This window comes from Luteimonas yindakuii, from assembly GCF_004803715.2.
In the GTDB taxonomy this organism is placed as follows: Bacteria; Pseudomonadota; Gammaproteobacteria; order Xanthomonadales; family Xanthomonadaceae; genus Luteimonas; species Luteimonas yindakuii.
In genome coordinates, this window is sequence record NZ_CP039383.2 from 453,366 (window position 1) to 473,514 (window position 20,149).

A 20,149-nucleotide genomic window follows, 5' to 3' on the forward strand; every position below is an offset into this window, starting at 1 on the left:
TCATGCGGGCCGGCCGCCAGGCCACCGGTCCTCGGCCGCGGTCAAGAGCGCCCCATTGTAGGGAATGCGGATAAAGAACGTGCCGAGCGCGCGGCCGGCCCCAGAACCCCACGGAATTTCCTTGATGACCCTCGAATTCACCCTGAACCAGCAAGCGCCCACGACCGTCGACACCGGCTGTGTCGTGGTCGGCGTGTTCACCGGCAAACAGCTGTCACCGGCGGCGCAGGCGATCGACGCCGCCTCCGGCGGACGCCTCACCCGACTGGTCGAGCGCGGCGACATTGCCGGCAAGCCCGGCCAGACCGCGCTGCTGCACGACCTCGATGGCGTCGCCGCCCCGCGCGTGCTGGTGGTGGGCCTGGGCGAAGCGGACAAGTTCGCTACGCCGCAATACCTCAAGGCCGTCGCCGATGCGGTGCGCGCGCTGCGCACCGGTCCCGTCGACAGTGCGCTGCTGACGCTCACCGAGCTCGACGTGCCCGGCCACGACGCCGCGTGGCGCGTGCGCCAGGCCGTGGTGGCCGCCGGCCACGCCGCCTACCGCTACACCGCGACGCTCGGCGCCAAGAACCGCAAGCGCGAGGAGACCGGGTTGAAGGCGCTGGCGATTGCCGGCGACGACACCACTGCACTCGCGCAGGGGCGCGCCATCGCCAATGGCGTCGAGTTCGCCCGTGAGCTCGGCAACCTGCCGCCCAACATCTGCACCCCGGCCTACCTGGCCGAGCAGGCGCAGGCGTTTGCCAAGCGCTTCGACAAGGCCGCATGCACCGTGCTCGAGCGCGAGGAGATGGAGGAGCTCGGCATGGGTTCGCTGCTGGCGGTCGCCCGCGGCTCCGCCAACACGCCGCGGCTGATCGTGCTGGAGTGGAACAACGGCGGCGATGCCAAGCCCTACGTGCTGGTCGGCAAGGGCATCACCTTCGATACCGGCGGCGTGAACCTGAAGACCCAGGGCGGCATCGAGGAAATGAAGTTCGACATGTGCGGCGCGGCGACCGTGCTGGGCACGTTCGTGTCGGCGGTCGGGCTGGAACTGCCGATCAACCTGCGCGTGGTGGTGCCGGCGGTGGAGAACGCCATCGACGGCAACAGCTACCGCCCCTCCGACATCATCACCAGCATGTCCGGCAAGACCATCGAGGTCGGCAACACCGACGCCGAGGGCCGCCTGATCCTGTGCGATGCGCTGACCTACGCGCAGCGCTTCGAGCCGCAGGCACTCGTCGACGTGGCCACGCTCACCGGTGCCTGCATGATCGCGCTGGGCACCCAGGCCAGCGGCCTGATGAGCAAGCACGACGACCTCGCCAACGAGCTGCTGGCCGCCGGCGAGCAGGTCTTCGACCGCGCCTGGCGCCTGCCACTGTGGGACGAATACCAGGGCATGCTCGATTCCGCGTTCGCCGACGTCTACAACATCGGCGGCCGCTGGGGCGGGGCGATCACCGCCGGCTGCTTCCTGTCGCGCTTCACCGAGGGCCAGCGCTGGGCGCATATCGACATCGCCGGCAGCGCCAGCGATAGCGGCAAGATGGGCATGGCCACCGGCCGCCCGGTCGGCCTGCTGTCGCAGTGGCTGATGGACCAGGCCGCCTGACGGCGCGGATCGGGACGGCGAAGCACGCTTCGACCCGTCCCGGTCCAACCCCGACGCCCGCCCACCGATGCCACGCGCCGACTTCTACCTCATCGCCAAGCCGCGCTTCCGCGACGAGCCGCTGCGGCTGGTCGCCGAACTCGCGCGCAAGGCCTACGACAGCGGCCAGTGGACGCTGGTGCTCGCCCGCGACCAGGCCCAGGCCGAGGCGATCGACGACCAGCTGTGGGACATGGGCGACGACGTCTTCATTCCGCACCAGATCGCCGGTGACGAGGAAGACGACGAATGCCCGGTGCTGATCGCCACGCCGGCCTGCGACCCGTCGCTGCGCGCGCTGGTGATCAACCTGCGCGATGACGCGGTGGCGGACGGCTTCGAGCGCGTGCTCGAGGTGGTGCCGGCCGATCCCGCCGCCCGCGAGCCGCTGCGCGAACGCTGGAAGCAGTACCGCGCACGCGGCATCGAGCCGGCCAAGCACGACATGTGAACCGTCCTCCCCGGTCGTCCGGGGAGGCATCCGGCGGGTTCGCCCGCCTGTTTTCCGGCGCTTTCCCCGCGGGGAAGGCGGCCACCATCGCGAACCGCCAGCCCATGACCGACCAGCTCCCGTCCAGCTACGATCCCCGCGCCTTCGAGTCCCGCCTGTACGCGGAGTGGGAAGCCTCCGGCGTGTTCGCGCCGCAGGGCGATGGCCCGGCCTATTCGATCCTGCTGCCACCGCCCAACGTCACCGGCACCCTGCACATGGGCCACGCGTTCCAGCACACGCTGCAGGACGCGCTGATCCGCTACCACCGCATGCGCGGCTACCGCACGCTGTGGCAGGTCGGCAGCGACCACGCCGGCATCGCCACCGAAATGGTGGTCGGGCGCAACCTCGCGCTTGCCGGCGAAGGCGAAACGCGTGACTCGCTCGGCCGCGACCGCTTCATCGAAAAAGTCTGGGAGTGGAAGGCGCAGTCGGGCGACACCATCGAGCGGCAGATGCGCAGGCTGGGCGCGTCGGGCGACTGGTCGCGCAAGGTGTTCACGATGGACGAGGGCCCTTCCGCGGCGGTGGTCGAGGCCTTCGTGCGCCTGCACGAGGACGGGCTGATCTATCGCGGCAAGCGCCTGGTCAACTGGGACCCGGTACTGCAGACCGCGGTGTCCGACCTCGAGGTGGTGAGCGAGGAGGAGGACGGTTTCCTGTGGTCGATCCGCTACCCGCTGGCCGATGGTGCGAGCTACGAGCACGTGGAGGTCGACGCCGACGGCAACGAGCTGCTGCGTGAGACCCGCGACTACCTGATCGTCGCCACCACGCGTCCGGAAACCATGCTCGGCGACACCGCGGTCATGGTGCATCGGGAAGACCCACGCTATGCGGCGCTGATCGGCAAGACAGTGCAGCTGCCGCTGGCCGCGCGCGGGATCCCGGTGATCGCCGATGACTACGTCGACCGCGCGTTCGGCACCGGCGTGGTCAAGGTGACCCCGGCGCACGACTTCAACGACTACGCGGTGGGCCAGCGCCACGGCCTGCCGATGATCAACCTGTTCACCGACACCGCGAGCGTCAACGACAACGCGCCGGAGGCCTATCGCGGCCTCGACCGCTACGACGCGCGCAAGGCGGTGCTGGCCGACCTCCAGGCGGCCGGCCTGCTGGTGGAAACGAAGCCGCACAAGCTGCAGGTGCCGCGTGGCGATCGCAGCGGCCAGGTCATCGAGCCGTATCTGACCGACCAGTGGTTCGTGGCGATGGAGGCGATGGGCCGGCGCGGGCTGGAGCTGGTCGAAGGCATCAATGGACAGCCGGGTGCGGTGCGCTTCGTGCCGCCGAACTGGATTAACACCTACCGCCACTGGCTGGCCAACATCCAGGACTGGACCATCAGCCGCCAGCTCTGGTGGGGGCATCGCATCCCGGCCTGGTACGACGACGCCGGCAACGTGCATGTCGGCCGCGACGAAGCCGACGCACGTGCGCGCAGCGGGCTGGGCGCCGATGTCGTGTTGCGCCAGGACAGCGACGTGCTGGAAACCTGGTTCTCGTCGGCGCTGTGGCCGTTCAGCACCATGGGCTGGCCCGATGACGCCGCCATGCGCGAGCGCGGCTTCGACGGCTACCTGCCGTCGAGCGTGCTGGTCACCGGTTTCGACATCATCTTCTTCTGGGTGGCGCGGATGATCATGGTCACCGACCGCCTGACCGGGCAGGTGCCGTTCCGCGACGTCTACATCACCGGCCTCGTCCGCGACAAGGACGGCCAGAAGATGTCGAAGTCGAAGGGCAACATCCTCGATCCGATCGACATCATCGACGGCATCGCGCTCGACGAGCTCGTTGCCAAGCGCACCGGCGGGCTGATGCAGCCGCAGATGGCGGCGAAGATCGAGAAGGCCACGCGCCGCGAGTTCCCCGAGGGCATCGCCGCGCATGGCGCCGACGCACTGCGCTTCACCATGGCCGCGCTGGCCGGTCCGGGTCGCGACATCAAGTTCGACCTCGGCCGCGCCGAGGGCTACAAGAACTTCTGCAACAAGCTGTGGAACGCGACGCGCTTCGTGCTGATGAACACCGAAGGCGCGCGCTTCGACGGCGTGCCGCAGCCGCGCACCGATGCCGAGCGCTGGATCCTCGCGCGGCTGGCGCACACCAGCGCGCAGGCCGCCGAGCACTTCGCCGGCTACCGTTTCGACCTGCTGGCACAGACGCTGTACGAGTTCGCCTGGAACGAGGTCTGTGACTGGTTCCTCGAACTGGCCAAGCCGGCACTCAACGGCGACGACGCCGATGCCGCGCGCAGCACCCGTCATACGCTGCTGTACGTGCTCGAAGCGCTGTTGCGCCTGCTGCATCCGCTGACCCCGTTCGTCAGCGAGGAGCTGTGGCGGCAGGTGGCGCCGCGGCTGGGCATCGAAGCGGCGACGGTGTCGCTTCAGCCGTATCCGCAGGCCGGCGACATCGACGCATCGGCCTATGCGCAGGCCGCGGGCGACATCGAGTGGCTGAAGCAGATGGTGTCGGCGCTGCGCCGGGTACGCAGCGAGCTCGGCGTGCCACCGGCGCGTCACGTCCCGTTGCTGGTGCAGGGCGGTGGTGCGCAGGAAGCGGCCCGGCTCGAGCGCTTTGCCGCGTCGCTGGCGTTCCTGCTGCGGCTGGAACGCATCGAACGCGTGGAGGGCGATCCGCCGCCGTCCGCCACCGCGGTGGTGGGCGAGTTGCGCCTGTTCGTGCCGCTGGAAGGGCTGGTCGACCTCGACGCCGAACGCGTGCGCCTGGACAAGGAACTCAAGCGCGTCGAGACCGAGATCGCCAAGTGCAACGGCAAGCTCGGAAGCGCCACCTTCGTCGCCAATGCACCGGCCGCGGTGGTGGAACAGGAACGCCAGCGACTGGCCGACTGGACCGCGCAGCGCGACGGACTGGCCGCGCAGCGCGCACGCCTGTAAGGCGGATTACGGCGCGAAGGTGCCACGGATGATGCGAAGCGGATGCGCATGGCCGGCGCGCACCCGCCGTCATCCACCCCGATCCGCGGCAGGTCGTGTCAGCGTTTCGGTTCGCGCAGCAGCCGCGTGCCGCTGGCGCGGTCGTGCCAGGTCAGGCCGTCACGGTCGAACCAGGCCCACCAGAAGCCGAGGCCGCCGGCCAGCAGCGACAGCGTGCCGATCGCGTAGCGCCGCCATAAGGCGCGTCGCGTCACCGCACCATCCTCGTTCGCGACCAGCCGCAACCGCCACGGCCGCATGCCCAGCGTCTGCCCGCCACGCTGCCAGCTGGTGACCGCATACAGGCCGGTGACGATCCAGCAGCACGCCCACAGCAGCCACTGCAACGCACCCAGCGGCTCGATGTTCTCGCGTGGATCGTGGTGCCCGAGAAATGTGTGGCCGAGCGCGAACACGAAGCCCAGTGCGAACCACATCGCCAGCGCCGGCCACAGGTCGTAGAACAGTGCGGCCAGGCGCCAGCCGATCCAGGGGCGCATGCGTGCGGCAGCGGCATCGTGTTCGCTCATCGCGAAAGCATACCGCCGACAAAGAGCGGCCCCGCACGGTCGCGGCGATCGCAGTTTGCGTACGCGTGCCTGCACGCGAAACCGCGGCAAACGCTTCGCCACCCGCTACCCTGCGCGCCATGTCCACGCCCGCCGACCGTCGTCTCGCGTCCATGTCGTTGCCGCCGCTGGCCGATGGCGACGCGTTGGCCATCGACCGCTGCCTCGACGCCGTGTGGGCCGAACGCGGGCTGGCGCGGCGCACGCTCGACAGCTACCGCAGCGACCTGGTGCTGCTGGCGCGCTGGCTGGATGGCCGCGGCAGCGGCGTCGCCCATGCGGGGCGCGCGGACCTGCTCGACTACCTCGCGTGGCGTGCACGCCACGGCTTCACCGCGCGCAGCAATGCGCGGCTGCTGTCGGCGCTGCGGATGTTCTTCACCGGCCTGGTGGCGCGCGGTGCGCGCAGTGACGACCCGACCGCGCTGCTCGACGCACCCCGGCAGGGCCGGCTGCTGCCGAAGGCGCTGACCGAGGGCCAGATCGAAGCCCTGCTGGCGGCGCCGGATACCGGTCACGTGGAAGGCCTGCGCGACCGCGCGATGCTCGAACTGATGTACGCCTGCGGCCTGCGGGTGAGCGAGCTGGTCGGGCTGGCGGCCAATGGGGTCAATCTCCGCCAGGGCGTGGTGCGGGTGACCGGCAAGGGCAGCCGTGACCGCCTGGTGCCGCTGGGCGAGGAGGCACAGCACTGGCTGGAGCAGTACCTGGCGCAGTCGCGTGCGCAGCTGGCCGCGCGCGGCGATGCCGCGGCCTCGCCCGCCCGCTCCGCGCCGCCCGCCACCGGCCTGCTGTTCCTCGGCCGGGGCGGACAGCCGCTGTCACGGCAGCGGTTCTGGTCGATGGTCAAGGGCTATGCCGCGGCGGCCGGCATCGATCCCGCCCGGGTCAGCCCGCATGCGCTGCGCCACAGTTTCGCCACCCACCTGCTCAACCACGGCGCCGACCTGCGCGCATTGCAGATGCTGCTCGGGCACAGCTCGCTGTCGACCACCCAGATCTACACGCTGGTCGCGCGCGAACAGCTCAAGCGGCTGCACGCCCGCCACCATCCGCGCGCCTGAGCGCTCAGCGGGCGTCCGGGTGCGGCATGCCACAATCCCCCGTTCCTCGAGGCCGCCTCCGCGCGCGGCCGGATCCACACGATGACCCCAGCCATGAAGCTGTTGCTGCCCGCGATGCTGATCGCGTCGTTCAGCCTGACCGCCTGTGCGCAGGCGCCCGCGCCCGACGCCCAGCGCGACGCCGATGCGACCACAGCCAGCGGCGCCGTCCCGGCGTCCCGGCTCGACGTGGATCCGGCCAGTGCCGACGGCCGTGCGGTGGAAGCCATCCGCAAGATCAACCCGCGCGTCGAAGTGGATGCGGTGGGCGCAGCGCCGATCGAGGGTTTCCGCGAGGTGATCGTCAGCGGGCAGGTGCTGTATGTCAGCGATGACGGCCGCTACCTGCTGCAGGGCAGCCTGTTCGACATCGAGCAGCGCCGCGACCTCAGCGAAGTAGGGCTGGCGAAGGTGCGGCGCGCGCTGCTGGCCGAGGTGCCGGAAAGCGACCGCATCGTGTTCGGCCCGCCGGCGCCGACCTATACCGTCACCGTGTTCACCGACGTCGAGTGCGGCTACTGCCGCAAGCTCCACCAGGAGATCGACGAGTACAACCGCCAGGGCATCGCCATCCAGTACGTTGCGTTCCCGCGCATGGGGCCGGCCAGCGAGGACTTCCGCACGATGGAGGCGGTCTGGTGCGCCGAGGATCGCAAGCAGGCGCTGACCGATGCCAAGGCCGGCAAGACCGTGCCCTCGCGCCGCTGCACCAATCCGGTGGCGATGCATTACGAACTCGGCCAGCGCATCGGCCTCAGCGGCACGCCGCTGATCATTGCCGAGGACGGCACCCAGCTGCCGGGCTACATGCCGCCGGCGGCATTGCGCGCGGCGCTGGACGATCTCGCCAAAAACAACGGCAGCGCCGCCGCCACGATCGGCGGCTGACCGCGGCTGCGCAGGGCTGCGGCCGGGTCGCCTGACCTGGCCCATCCGGCCCTGCAGCCACGCCGCGGGGTCATGCAGGGCCGCGGTGGCGGGGTCCGCTACAATAGCGGGCCCGTCCCACGCAGCTTCCGGACATGATCGTCCTCGAGGGCCTGCCGGCCCTGTCAGCGTTCCGACTGGAGCGCCTCCAAGCCCGTCTGCTCACCGTTGCGCCCGACCTGCGCCTGCTTGGCGCCTGGCATGTCTACTGGGTCGATCCCGAGCCGGGTGCGACGCCGGACACGGCCACCCTGCGGCGCATCCTGCAGGCACGCGATGGCGTCGAACCACCGGCCGAAGGCGCGGTGTCGCGTTTCGTCGCCCCGCGGCTGGGCACGATCTCACCGTGGGCGAGCAAGACCACCGAACTGCTGCGCGGCGCCGGCCTGCCGGTGCACCGCGTCGAGCGCGGCATGCGCCTGGACGTGGCTGGATGGCCGCACGAGGCCGCGCGTCCGGCCGCAGCGGAACCCGCGCCGTCGCCACGTCTCGGGGCAATGACGGGCCCGGATAACAGCTCTACCCGTTCCCGGATCGAGATCGCGCTCGAGCGCCTGCTGCACGATCCGATGACGCAGTCGCTGCTGGCCGGCCACGACGAGGCCGCGGGACTGTTCGCGGTACCTGCGCGCGGCGAACTCGAACGCATTCCGCTCGACACCCTCGATGCCGCCAACGAGCGGCGGGGCCTTGCACTGGCCGAGGACGAGATCGCCTACTTGCGCGAACGCTACGGGCAGCTGGGGCGCGATCCCTCCGACGTCGAGCTGATGATGTTCGCGCAGGCAAACTCCGAGCACTGCCGGCACAAGATCTTCAATGCCAGCTGGACCGTGGACGGCGAGGCGCAGCCGAAGTCGCTGTTCGGCATGATCCGCCACACCCACGCACAGACGCCGGCGTACACGCTGACCGCCTACAGCGACAACGCCGCGGTGGTGGAAGGTTTCCCCGCGCGGCGCTTCCGTCCCGACCCGCAGACGCAGGAATACCGCGCCGAACCGCTGGTCGACAGTGCGTTCTGCATCAAGGTCGAGACCCACAACCACCCGACCGCGATCTCGCCGTTCCCCGGTGCGTCCACCGGTGCCGGTGGCGAGATCCGCGACGAGGGCGCGACCGGCCGTGGCGGCAAGCCGAAGGCCGGCCTGTGCGGCTTCTCCGTTTCGCACCTGCGCATTCCCACGCTGCCGCAGGCCTGGGAAGAGCCGCGCGCGCTGAATCCCCGGCTGGCGCCGGCGCTCGAGATCATGCTCGACGGCCCGCTCGGCGCGGCCGCGTTCAACAACGAGTTCGGCCGTCCCAACCTCACCGGCTACTTCCGCAGCTTCGAGCTCGCGCAGCCCGACGCCGGGATCACCTGGGCCTACGACAAGCCGATCATGCTCGCCGGCGGCCTTGGTGCCATCGACCGCAACCAGGTGGCCAAGCTGCCGCTGCAGCCGGGCTCGGCGGTGGTGGTACTGGGCGGTCCGGCGATGCTGATCGGCCTCGGCGGCGGTGCCGCCAGTTCGGTGGCCGGCGGCAGCAGCGACGAAGCGCTCGACTTCGCCAGCGTGCAGCGCGAGAACCCGGAGATGGAGCGCCGCTGCCAGGAGGTCATCGACCGCTGCGTGGCGCTGGGCGAGCGCAATCCGATCCTGTCGATCCACGATGTCGGCGCGGGCGGCCTGTCCAATGCGATCCCGGAACTGCTCCACGACTCCGGCGTCGGGGGCGTGATCGACCTCGACCGCGTGCCCAGCGACGACCCGTCGCTGTCGCCGATGCAGCTGTGGAGCAACGAGTCGCAGGAACGCTACGTGCTCGGCATCGCACCCGAGCGGGTGGAGGAGTTCGCGGCGCTGTGCGACCGCGAGCGCTGCCCGTTCGCGGTCGTCGGCCATGCCACCGCCGAGGAGCGGCTGGTGGTGGGTTACGGCGCGACGGTGGACGCCGTGTACGCGACCGGTGCGCCGGCGTACACCGCTCACCCGATCGACCTGCCGATGGACGTGCTGTTCGGCAAGGCGCCGAAGATGCACCGCGATGCCGAGCGCCCGGCCGCGGCGCGCTGGCCGGTGCTCAACGGGCGCACGCTCGACCTGCACGAGGCCGGCCTGAAGGTGCTGGCGCACCCGACCGTGGCCTCCAAGCAGTTCCTGATCACCATCGGCGACCGCTATGTCGGCGGCCTCACCGCGCGTGACCAGCTGGTTGGTCCGTGGCAGATGCCGGTGGCCGACTGCGCGATCACCCTGGCGGACTTCGACGGCCTTGCCGGCGAGGCGATGGCGATCGGCGAGCGCACGCCGCTGGCGCTGATCGATCCCGCTGCCGCCGCGCGCATGGCCGTGGGCGAGGCGATCACCAACCTCTGCGCGGCGCCGGTAGCGTCGCTCGAGCAGGTCAAGCTGTCGGCGAACTGGATGGCCGCTGCCGGCCACGACGGCGAGGATGCGCGGCTGTTCGACGCGGTGCGTGCGGTCGGCATGGAACTGTGCCCGTCGCTCGACCTGTCGATCCCGGTCGGCAAGGATTCGCTGTCGATGCAGGCGCAGTGGCAGGGCGAGGATGGCGCGCAGAAGGCGGTGTCGCCGGTGTCGCTGGTGGTCACCGCGTTCGCGCCGGTGGCCGACGTGCGCCGCCAGCTCACCCCGCTGCTGTCGGGCCGTCGTGATACCGAGCTGTGGCTGCTCGGCCTCGGTGGCGGCCGCCAGCGCCTGGGCGGCTCGATCCTGTCGCAGTGCCATGGCGCGTTCGGCGGTGCCTGCCCCGACCTCGACCAGCCCGAGCGCCTGCGCGCGCTGTTCGAACTGGTGCGCGATGCGCGTGAGCAGGACCTGCTGCTGGCCTATCACGACCGTTCGGACGGCGGTGCCTTCGCGACGCTGTGCGAGATGGCGTTCTGCTCGCACGTCGGCCTCGACATCGACCTCGCGGGCTGGGGCGAGGATCGCATCGACGACGTGTTCCGCGTGCTGTTCAACGAGGAACTCGGCGCCGTGGTGGAGATCGCGGTGGGCGACCGTGCCGAGTTCGCCGACCTGGTCTCGCGCCATGGGCTCGTCGAGTGCGCACAGCGCATCGCGCGCCCGACCACGGCGCCGGCGGTCCGCGTGCTCGACGAGGGCGACGTCCTTGCGGAGTGGCGCTGGGAGGCGCTGTTCGATGCGTGGTGGTCGGTGAGCCATGCGCTGCAGCGGCTGCGCGACAACCCGGACTGTGCCGACGAGGAACGTGCCGCGGCGCGCCGCTTCGACGATCCGGGTCTGAAACCGGTGCTCGGTTTCGACCCCGCCGACGACATCGCCGCGCCCTACATCGCGCGCGGCGTGCGGCCGCGGGTGGCGATCCTGCGCGAGCAGGGCGTCAACAGCCAGACCGAGATGGCGGCCGGCTTCGACCGTGCCGGTTTCAGCGCGATCGACGTGCACATGAGCGACCTGATCGCCGGCCGCGTGCAGCTGGGCGACTTCCAGGGCCTGGTCGCCTGTGGCGGCTTCAGCTACGGGGACGTGCTCGGTGCCGGCCGTGGCTGGGCCACCTCGATCCTCGAGCGCAATGACCTGCGCGATGCGTTCGCGGCGTTCTTCGCGCGCGAAGGCACGTTCTCGCTCGGCGTATGCAATGGCTGCCAGATGATGTCGCAGCTCAGGGACATCATTCCCGGTGCCACGCACTGGCCGCGCTTCCTGCGCAACCGCAGCGAGCAGTTCGAGGCGCGCATGGGGCTGCTGGGTGTCGAGGCGTCGCCGTCAATGCTGCTGCAGGGCATGGAAGGTTCGCGGATCCCGGTCGCCATCGCCCATGGCGAAGGCCGGGCCCGCTTCGACAGCGACGTCGATGCCGGCCAGGCGGTGGTGGCATTGCGCTATCTCGACAGCTCGGGTGCCCCGGCAACCATGTACCCGGCCAACCCCAACGGTTCGCCGGATGCGATCGCCGGCCTGACCAGCGTGGACGGCCGCGCCACCATCCTGATGCCGCACCCCGAGCGCACCCTGCGCACGCTCAACTTCAGCTGGCACCCGGCCGACTGGCCGGATGACTCACCGTGGCTGCGGATGTTCCGCAACGCCCGTCGCGCGATCGGCTGAGGGTTCCCCTCCCGGTGATCCAACGAGCCCGCCGCAAGGCGGGCTTTTTGTTGCGTTGCGATGCACCGGGCGCCGGTCGTGCTGCTGGCCGGCGTCACGACGTAAATCCGTCTCGCCGTCCGGTCAATCCCGGAGCCGAAGGCTGGGCCTCCATCACGCACAGTCATATTTGTGACGAATCTCGTCACCTTGTGTCGGCAGATTGACATCCGACGCCTCTGCTTGACTCTCCGCGTCAGGCGGTCGCAGTATCGGGCGCCAATATTCTGTTCTGGGGAAATTCAGCTTGGCAGAAGCGCGGCCCGCAGAGGACCGCCCTTTCCTGCGGGCTACTTCGCAGTCCCGGCGACCCGTTCGCCACCAGCTCCGTACCACGCCGCCGTAGATCGCACGGACGGCGCGTCTTCCACTTTCGAAGGAACGCATCGATGAACCGCATCTACCGCAAGGTCTGGAACAAGTCGCTGAACCAGCTGGTCGTGGCGTCGGAGCTCGCATCGGGCGATAGCGCCGGCGTACAGGCCTCGGATACCGTCCTGCGCGGTTACGGCATGCGGGCCTCGGCGCTCGGCCTCGCGCTGGCGGGCGCGTTGCTGGCACCGGCGGCGATGGGCCAGTCGGTGTCGGTGGGCGAGAACCGCAATTGCCTGGTGCTCGACACCAGCCTGCTGGCGCGTTGCGCCACGGCCGGCTCGGCAGACGCAAGCGGCTTGAACGCGGTGGCGATCGGCAGCCAGGCCCGTGCCAGCGGCGCGCAGGCGGTGGCGATCGGCCGGGCCGCTCAGGCCACCGGCGCCAACTCGATGGCGCTGGGCGCGTCGTCGCAGGCCACCGCAGGCAGCACCACGTCGGTCGGTGCCAACAGCCGCGCCAGCGCCGCCAACGCCACGGCACTGGGCGCCGGTGCGAACGCACAGCAGACCGGGTCGACGGCGCTGGGTTCGAACGCACGTGCCGGCGCGCAGCAGAGCACGGCGGTCGGCTTCAACGCGCAGACGCTGGCGACCGGTGGCGTCGCCATCGGCCGCGCCGCGATCGTGCAGGCCAGCGCGGAAAACGCCGTCGCCATCGGCCACGGTTCGATCGCCAGCCAGGCCAACACCGTCTCGGTGGGCAACGGCACCGGGGCCGGCGGTGCCCCGGCGACGCGCCGGATCGTCAACGTGTCCGCGGGTGCCGCCGACACCGATGCGGTGAACGTCGCCCAGCTCAACGCGGTTGCCGACATCGCCGAGGAGACCAGCCAGTACTTCCAGGCCACCGGCGAAGGCCGCGCCTGGGCGGAGGGTGAGGAATCTGTGGCCGCGGGCGCGGATGCGCTGGCGGAAGGCGACGACTCGACCGCGGTCGGCTCGGCCGCGCAGGCCCAGGGCGAGGGTTCGTCCGCGTTCGGCAGCAGCGCATTCGCGCTGGAAGCCGGCGCGACCGCGATCGGCTTCAACACCGTTGGCGCCGGGGTGAACTCGGTGGCGCTGGGTGCCTTTGCCGAAGCCTGGGCCGAATCCAGCACCGCGCTGGGCACCGGCGCCTATGCGGGCGAGATCGGCGCCACCGCCACCGGCGCCGATGCGGTCGCCGAAGGTGCCTACGCCACCGCCACCGGTGCGGAGGCGAGTGCTTCCGGCACCCAGGCCACCGCCAGCGGGTTCCGTTCCGAGGCTTCCGCCGACGCAGCGTCGGCCTACGGCAGCTATGCCACCGCCACCGGCTTCGGCGCCACCGCGCTGGGCTATGGCGCGGAAGCCTCGGCCGATACCAGCACCGCCGTGGGCTTCGGTGCGCTGGCCTCGAACTTCGACGCCACTGCAGTCGGCGCCAACGCGATCGCCAGCGGCGACAACAGCGTCGCCGTGGGCGGGGCGTTCTTCGGCCTGATCCCGACCGAAGCCTCCGGTGATTTCTCCACCGCCGTCGGTGGTGCCGCCTATGCGGGCGGCTTCAACTCCACCGCGCTGGGCAACTTCGCCAGCGCACTCGGCGACAACAGCCTCGCCCTGGGCACCGATTCCGAAGCGCTGGCCGATGGCAGCGTGGCGCTGGGCCAGGGCTCGGTGGCCGATCGCGACGACACCGTGTCGGTGGGTGCGGCCGGTGCCGAGCGCCAGATCACCAACGTCGCCGCCGGCACCGAGGCCACCGACGCGGTGAACGTGTCGCAGCTGGAAGCCGCCACCGCCGACACCCGCTACTTCCGCGCCACCGGCGACGGCGAGGCCTACGCCCTGGGCGAGGACGCCACCGCGGCCGGCTCGGACGCCTATGCCGAGGCCGACTACAGCACCGCGGTCGGCGCCGGCAGCAGCGCGCTGGGCGAGGGTGCCTCCGCGTTCGGCACCGGTGCCCTCGCAGCGGGCCAGTTCTCGACCGCGTCCGGCTACGGCGCGGTGGCCGAGGCCACCTCGAGCACCGCGGTCGGCGGCCAGCTGTACTACGTCGATCCCACCACCGGAGAGGTCCTGCTCGACCAGGCCACCACCGCCAGCGGTGAGGGCGCCTCGGCTTTCGGTGCCGGCGCACAGGCGGCCGGCGCCTTCGCCACCGCTACCGGTGCCGCCGCCGTGGCCAGCAACACCCAGGCGACCGCCACCGGCTACAACAGCCAGGCCACCGGCCTGGCCGCGACCGCCAATGGCGGCTTCACCGAAGCCACCGGCGACTTCGCCACCGCGCTGGGCTACGGTGCCGAAGCCAGCAACACCCGCACCACCGCCGTGGGCATCAGCAGCGTGGCCTCGGGCCTCAACGCCACCGCGCTGGGCAACACCGCCACCGCCAGCGGCAACGCCAGCCTCGCCGCCGGCACCGCATCGCGCGCCACCAACCTCAATACCACCGCGCTCGGCGGCTCGGCCTGGGCCACCGCCGACAACACCACCGCCGTGGGCCAGTTCGCCTGGGCGACCTCGGCGGGCTCCACCGCGATCGGCCGCGACTCGTTCGCCTACGGCGGCACCAATGCCACCGCGATCGGCCTGAACGCATGGGCCAACGGCCAGAGCAGCGTGGCGCTGGGTGCGGGGTCGCGGGCCACCGAGGCCAACGTGGTCTCGGTGGGCAACGGCACCGGCACCGGTGGCCACCCGGCCACGCGGCGGATCGTCAATGTCGCCGCCGGTGTGAATGCCAACGACGCGGTCAACGTGGCCCAGCTCGATGCGGTCGCGGACGTCGCCGAGGGCACCGCGCGCTACTTCAAGGCGACCGGCGAAGGCGAAGCCCATGTGACCGGCGACGAAGCCGTCGCCGCAGGTTCCAACGCAGCGGCCGATGGCGACTACAGCACCGCGGTCGGTTCCACCGCGCAGGCGCTGGCCGACGGCGCTTCCGCGTTCGGCAGCGGCGCGTTCGCACTCGAAACCAATGCCACCGCGATCGGCTTCAATGCCACCGCGTCGGCGGCCAACGCGCTGGCGCTGGGTGCGCTTGCCGAAGCGGCCGGCGAATACTCGATCGCACTGGGCGCCGAGAGCCTGGCCTCCGGCGAGCTGTCGACGGCCACCGGCGCAGGTGCGGTTGCTACCGGCGACGGCAGCCTGGCTTCCGGTGCGCTGGCCGAGGCGTCGGGCATCGAGGCCACAGCCGTCGGTTTCTTCGCCGACGCCTCCGGCGAGGGCGCAACCGCGGTGGGTGCCGAGAGCATCGCCAGCGGTGATACGTCCGCCGCCTTCGGTTTCCTCGCACAGGCGACCGACGACTACACCACCGCCGTCGGCGGCTACGCGATCGCCTCCGGTTTCAACAGCACCGCGCTCGGCAATTTCAGCGAGGCGTCGGGTTCCAGCAGCCTTGCGGTCGGTTCCGACAGCGTGGCCGCGGGCGATACCAGCACCGCGGTCGGCCAGGGCGCGCAGGCGACTGGCTTCAACTCCGTCGCCGTGGGTGGCGCAGGCTTCTTCGGCCTGCTGCCGACCGAGGCCTCGGGCGACTTCTCCACCGCCATCGGTGGTGCCGCGTATGCGGCGGGCTACAACTCGACCGTGGTCGGCAACTTCGCCGAAGCCTACGGCGACAACACCGTCGTGCTCGGCTCCGACGCGGTGGCCACGGCGGAAGGCGCGGTCGCACTCGGCCAGGGCTCGCTGGCCGATCGCGACAACAGCGTGTCGGTGGGTTCCGAAGGTGCCGAACGCCAGATCACCAACGTCGCCGCCGGCACCGAGACCACCGATGCGGTGAACGTCGGCCAGCTGGAGGAGGCCACCGCGGACACGCGCTATTTCCGCGCCACCGGCGATGGCGAGGCCTTTGCCGAAGGCGTGGACGCGACCGCCGCCGGTTCCAACGCCTTCGCCGAGGCGGACTACGCCACGGCGCTGGGTTCGAGCAGCAGCGCCTATGGCGTCGGCTCGACGGCGGTCGGCAGCGGCGCGACCGCATGGGGCACCTATGCCTTCGCGTCGGGCTACAACGCCGTGGCCGAGGGTGATTCCAGCACGGCTCTGGGCGGCTGGCTGTACTACGAGGACGCTGCGGGCGGCGTGGTCCTCGACCAGGCCACCTCGGCGACCGGTTTCGGCGCATCGGCGCTCGGTGCGGGCGCCCAGGCCAGCGGTTTCCTCGGTACCGCGGTTGGCGCGGGTGCCGATGCCGCGGGCGGCCAGGCGATCGCCGCCGGCTACAGCAGTTCGGCGTCGGGCGATTACGCCTCCGCGTTCGGTGGCTTCAGCGATGCGTCCGGCTACCAGGGCACTGCGCTCGGTTACGGCGCGGCAGCGTCCAGCGATTACGCGACCGCGGTCGGCGTGGCGGCAAGCGCGTCGGGCGTGGGCAGCGTCGCGGTGGGTGAATACAGCGTCGCCACCGGCGACGAGAGCGTTGCGGTCGGCGGCACCACGTTCTTCGGCTTCATCCCCGCACAGGCCACCGGCACGGGGGCGGCTGCGTTCGGTGCGGGCGCCTGGGCGACCGAGGACTACACCACCGCCGTGGGCTGGAATTCCTGGGCCGACGCCACCAGCGCGACCGCGGTCGGCGAGAGCGCATTCGCGCTTGCCGGGAACAGCGTGGCGTTGGGCGCGAGCTCGCTTGCCGATCGTGCGGACACCGTGTCCGTCGGTCGCGCGGGCGACGAGCGCCAGATCACCAATGTCGCGGCAGGCACGGAAGATACCGATGCGGTCAACGTCGCGCAGTTGAACGCAGTTGCCGATGTCGCCGAAGAAACCAGCCGCTACTTCAAGGCGACCGGTGAGGGCGAAGCGTGGGTCACCGGCGAAGAGGCCGTTGCGGCCGGCTCCGATGCCGCGGCGGACGGTGACTATTCAACGGCGGTCGGCTCGGCCGCGCAGGCGCAGGGCGAGGGTTCGTCCGCGTTCGGCAGCAGCGCATTCGCGCTGGAAGCCGGCGCCACCGCGATCGGCTTCAGCACCGTCGGCGCCGGGGTGAACTCGGTGGCGCTGGGTGCCTTCGCCGAAGCCTGGGCCGAATCCAGCACCGCGCTCGGCACCGGCGCCTATGCGGGCGAGGTCAGCGCCACCGCCACCGGCGCCGATGCGGTCGCCGAAGGTGCCTACGCCACCGCCACCGGTGCGGAGGCGAGTGCTTCCGGCACCCAGGCCACCGCCAGCGGGTTCCGTTCCGAGGCTTCCGCCGATGCAGCGTCGGCCTACGGTAGCTATGCCACCGCCACCGGCTTCGGCGCCACCGCGCTGGGCTATGGCGCGGAAGCCTCGGCCGATACCAGCACCGCGGTGGGCTTCGGCGCACTGGCCTCCAACTTCGACGCCACTGCCGTCGGTGCCAACGCGATCGCCAGCGGCGACAACAGCGTCGCCGTGGGCGGGGCGTTCTTCGGCCTGATCCCGACCGAGGCCTCCGGTGATTTCTCCACCGCCGTCGGTGGTGCCGCCTATGCGGCCGGCTTCAACTCCACCGCCCTGGGCAACTTCGCCAGTGCGCTCGGCGACAACAGCCTGGCGCTGGGCTCGGATTCCGAAGCGCTGGCCGATGGCAGCGTGGCGCTGGGCCAGGGTTCGGTGGCCGATCGCGACGACACTGTGTCGGTGGGTGCGGCCGGTGCCGAGCGCCAGATCACCAATGTCGCCGCCGGCACCGAGGCCACCGACGCGGTGAACGTGTCGCAGCTGGAAGCGGCCACCGCCGACACCCGCTACTTCCGCGCCACCGGCGACGGCGAGGCCTACGCCCTGGGCGAGGACGCCACCGCGGCCGGCTCGGACGCCTATGCCGAGGCCGATTACAGCACCGCGGTCGGTGCTGGCAGCAGCGCCTTCGGCGCGGGCTCCTCGGCGGTGGGTAGTGGCGCGACGGCTTTGGGCGACAACGCGGTCGCCGTCGGCATGAACAGCAGCGCCGAGGCGGGGTCGGTCGCGGTGGGCGGCCCTGGTCAGGCCTATGACCAGTTCAATTCGCCGATCACCGACGACGAGGGGAATCCTGAGCTCGTTGCCACGCAGGCCGGGGTGGATGCCGCGGCTGTGGGTGCCGGTGCGCTGGCGACAGGCGCAAGCGCAGCTGCCTTCGGTAGCGGGGCCCAGGCATTGGGCGGCAACAGCACCGCGAGCGGGTTCAAGTCGCGTGCGACCGGCGAATGGAGCACGGCCATCGGCAGCAATGCATGGGCCAGCGGGGGCGATGCCACCGCGACCGGCGCCTACGCGTGGGCCACGGCCAACGGAGCCACCGCCTTCGGCACCTCGGCCTGGGCGACTGCGAGCAATGCGTCCGCGTTCGGTTACGGCGCGTGGGCTGCAGACGGCGGTGCCACGGCACTGGGTATGGACACCTGGGCGGACGGCATCAGCGCGGTTGCGATCGGTCGCGGCGCACTGGCCACCGAGAACTACGCGATGGCTCTCGGCGCGACCAGCCTGGCCGACGGCAACAATTCGGTCGCGCTTGGCCGGGGGACGCTCAGCCTGGCCGACAACGCCATCGCACAGGGCTGGCGCGCCACGGTCGGCCGCGATGGCATCAACAGCGTCGCGATCGGCGCGAATGCATTCGCGGCCGCGGCGGACAGCGTGGCGCTGGGTGGTGGCTCGCTGGCGGATCGGGCCGGCACCATCTCGGTGGGAGCAGGACAGGCGTGGACCGACGAGTACGGCGTGGTCCACCAGCCAGTCGACCGCCAGATCACCAACGTGGCAGAGGGCACCGAGGACACCGACGCCGTCAACGTTGCGCAGCTCAATTCGGTCGCCGAAAGTGCGGTGCGGTACGACGACGAGTCGCGCTCGGTGGTCACGCTGGATGGCACCAACGGGACCCGGCTGACCAACCTCGCTGCAGGTGCGGTGACAGCGGGTAGCAGGGATGCCATCACCGGTGGGCAACTGTTCGGTGCGATGTCGAGCACGGCCGAAGCACTGGGTGGAGGGGCGGGAGTCACGGCGTTCGGCAATCTCATCGCGCCCGTCTACACGGTACAGGGCGGCAACTACTTCAGCGTCGGTGACGCGATCGGTGCACTGGATGCGGAGATCGGCTCGCTCACCAGCCGTATGTCGTGGATGGAGCAGGACGTGGCGAGCGTCGCTGCGACCACTGCGGCGCTGCAGTCCGATGTGGCCGCGCTGCAGACACCACGTGACGCGAACGGCGATGCCAGTACCGATGTGGCAGCTCCCGATGCGGCCGCGGCAACTGCGGGGGATGCCAGCATCGCCATGGTTGACGACAGCGGCGTTGCTTCCGATGCGGATGCCGACGAGGTGCCGGCCGTGGGCACGGCGACGGTATCGGGGGCACCGCGTGCGATGTCGGTGGGTGGTCCCGTCCAGGTCGGCGGCGCGCAGGCGGCCGCCGCGGGTGGCGGCACGCTGACGGCTCCGGTGGGCACGGCGGGTACGGCCATCGGCGAGGGCGCCGTGGCCTCCGCCACCAATTCGGTGGCGCTGGGCGAAGGCTCGGTCGCCAACCGCGCCAACACCGTCTCGGTCGGCAGCACCGGCAACGAGCGCCAGGTGACCAACGTGGCCGCCGGCACGGTCGATACCGATGCCGCCAACGTGGGCCAGGTGCGCAGCACCGCGACCCAGACCCTGGGCTCGGCGAACGCCTACACGGATGCGAAGTTCGCCGCATGGGACGACAACTTCGAGGCATTCCGCGGCGACGTGGAACGCCGCTTCGACGATGTCGACCGCCGCATGGACCGCCAGGGCGCGATGAACGCCGCGATGCTCAACATGGCCACGAGCGCGGCGGGCGTACGCACGCAGAACCGGGTCGGCGTCGGCGTGGGCTTCCAGAGCGGCGAAAGCGCGCTGTCGATCGGTTACCAGCGGGCGATCAGCGAGCGCGCCACGGTGACCGTCGGCGGTGCCTTCAGCGGCGACGAGAAATCGGTCGGCCTCGGCGCGGGCTTCGGCTGGTGATGGTCAGGGGTGGTCGGCCCGCCGGCCGGCCGCCCGGTACGCGTCACGG

Annotated in this window: 8 protein-coding genes; 7 read left to right on the forward strand and 1 reads right to left on the reverse strand. The window is 71.0% G+C overall.

Annotated features, from left to right (window positions below; genetic code table 11):
* The first annotated feature begins 124 nt into the window (after positions 1-124).
* From E5843_RS02050 to E5843_RS02060, 3 genes are all read left to right on the forward strand, one after another.
* Complete coding sequence (locus tag E5843_RS02050) at positions 125-1,603, forward strand: leucyl aminopeptidase (RefSeq protein WP_134675055.1); 1,479 nt, start codon at positions 125-127, stop codon at positions 1,601-1,603.
* Between the two features lie 67 nt (positions 1,604-1,670).
* The gene (locus E5843_RS02055) at positions 1,671-2,093 is read left to right on the forward strand and encodes a DNA polymerase III subunit chi (protein WP_136411670.1); all 423 of its coding nucleotides are present in this window, start codon (positions 1,671-1,673) and stop codon (positions 2,091-2,093) included.
* 104 nt (positions 2,094-2,197) lie between these two features.
* On the forward strand, positions 2,198-5,044 hold the full coding sequence (locus E5843_RS02060) for a valine--tRNA ligase (protein ID WP_136411671.1): 2,847 nt from the start codon (positions 2,198-2,200) through the stop codon (positions 5,042-5,044).
* A 98-nt stretch (positions 5,045-5,142) separates the two neighbouring features.
* Here E5843_RS02060 and E5843_RS02065 read toward each other — a convergent pair whose 3' ends face one another.
* Positions 5,143-5,613: an RDD family protein gene (locus E5843_RS02065; RefSeq protein ID WP_136411672.1), complete on the reverse strand. Its 471-nt coding sequence runs from the start codon at positions 5,611-5,613 to the stop codon at positions 5,143-5,145.
* A 110-nt stretch (positions 5,614-5,723) separates the two neighbouring features.
* Here E5843_RS02065 and xerD point away from each other — a divergent pair, with 110 nt between their 5' ends.
* From xerD to E5843_RS14210, 4 genes are all read left to right on the forward strand, one after another.
* Positions 5,724-6,716, forward strand: a complete 993-nt coding sequence (gene xerD / locus E5843_RS02070) for a site-specific tyrosine recombinase XerD (RefSeq protein ID WP_136412999.1) — start codon at positions 5,724-5,726, stop codon at positions 6,714-6,716.
* 93 nt (positions 6,717-6,809) lie between these two features.
* Complete coding sequence (locus E5843_RS02075; protein ID WP_136413000.1) at positions 6,810-7,643, forward strand: DsbC family protein; 834 nt, start codon at positions 6,810-6,812, stop codon at positions 7,641-7,643.
* Positions 7,644-7,777: 134 nt separating this feature from the next.
* Positions 7,778-11,761, forward strand: coding sequence for a phosphoribosylformylglycinamidine synthase (purL, locus tag E5843_RS02080; RefSeq protein ID WP_141065611.1), 3,984 nt, complete (start codon positions 7,778-7,780; stop codon positions 11,759-11,761).
* A gap of 428 nt (positions 11,762-12,189) precedes the next feature.
* Positions 12,190-20,100: an ESPR-type extended signal peptide-containing protein gene (locus tag E5843_RS14210; protein WP_136411673.1), complete on the forward strand. Its 7,911-nt coding sequence runs from the start codon at positions 12,190-12,192 to the stop codon at positions 20,098-20,100.
* Positions 20,101-20,149 lie beyond the last annotated feature (49 nt).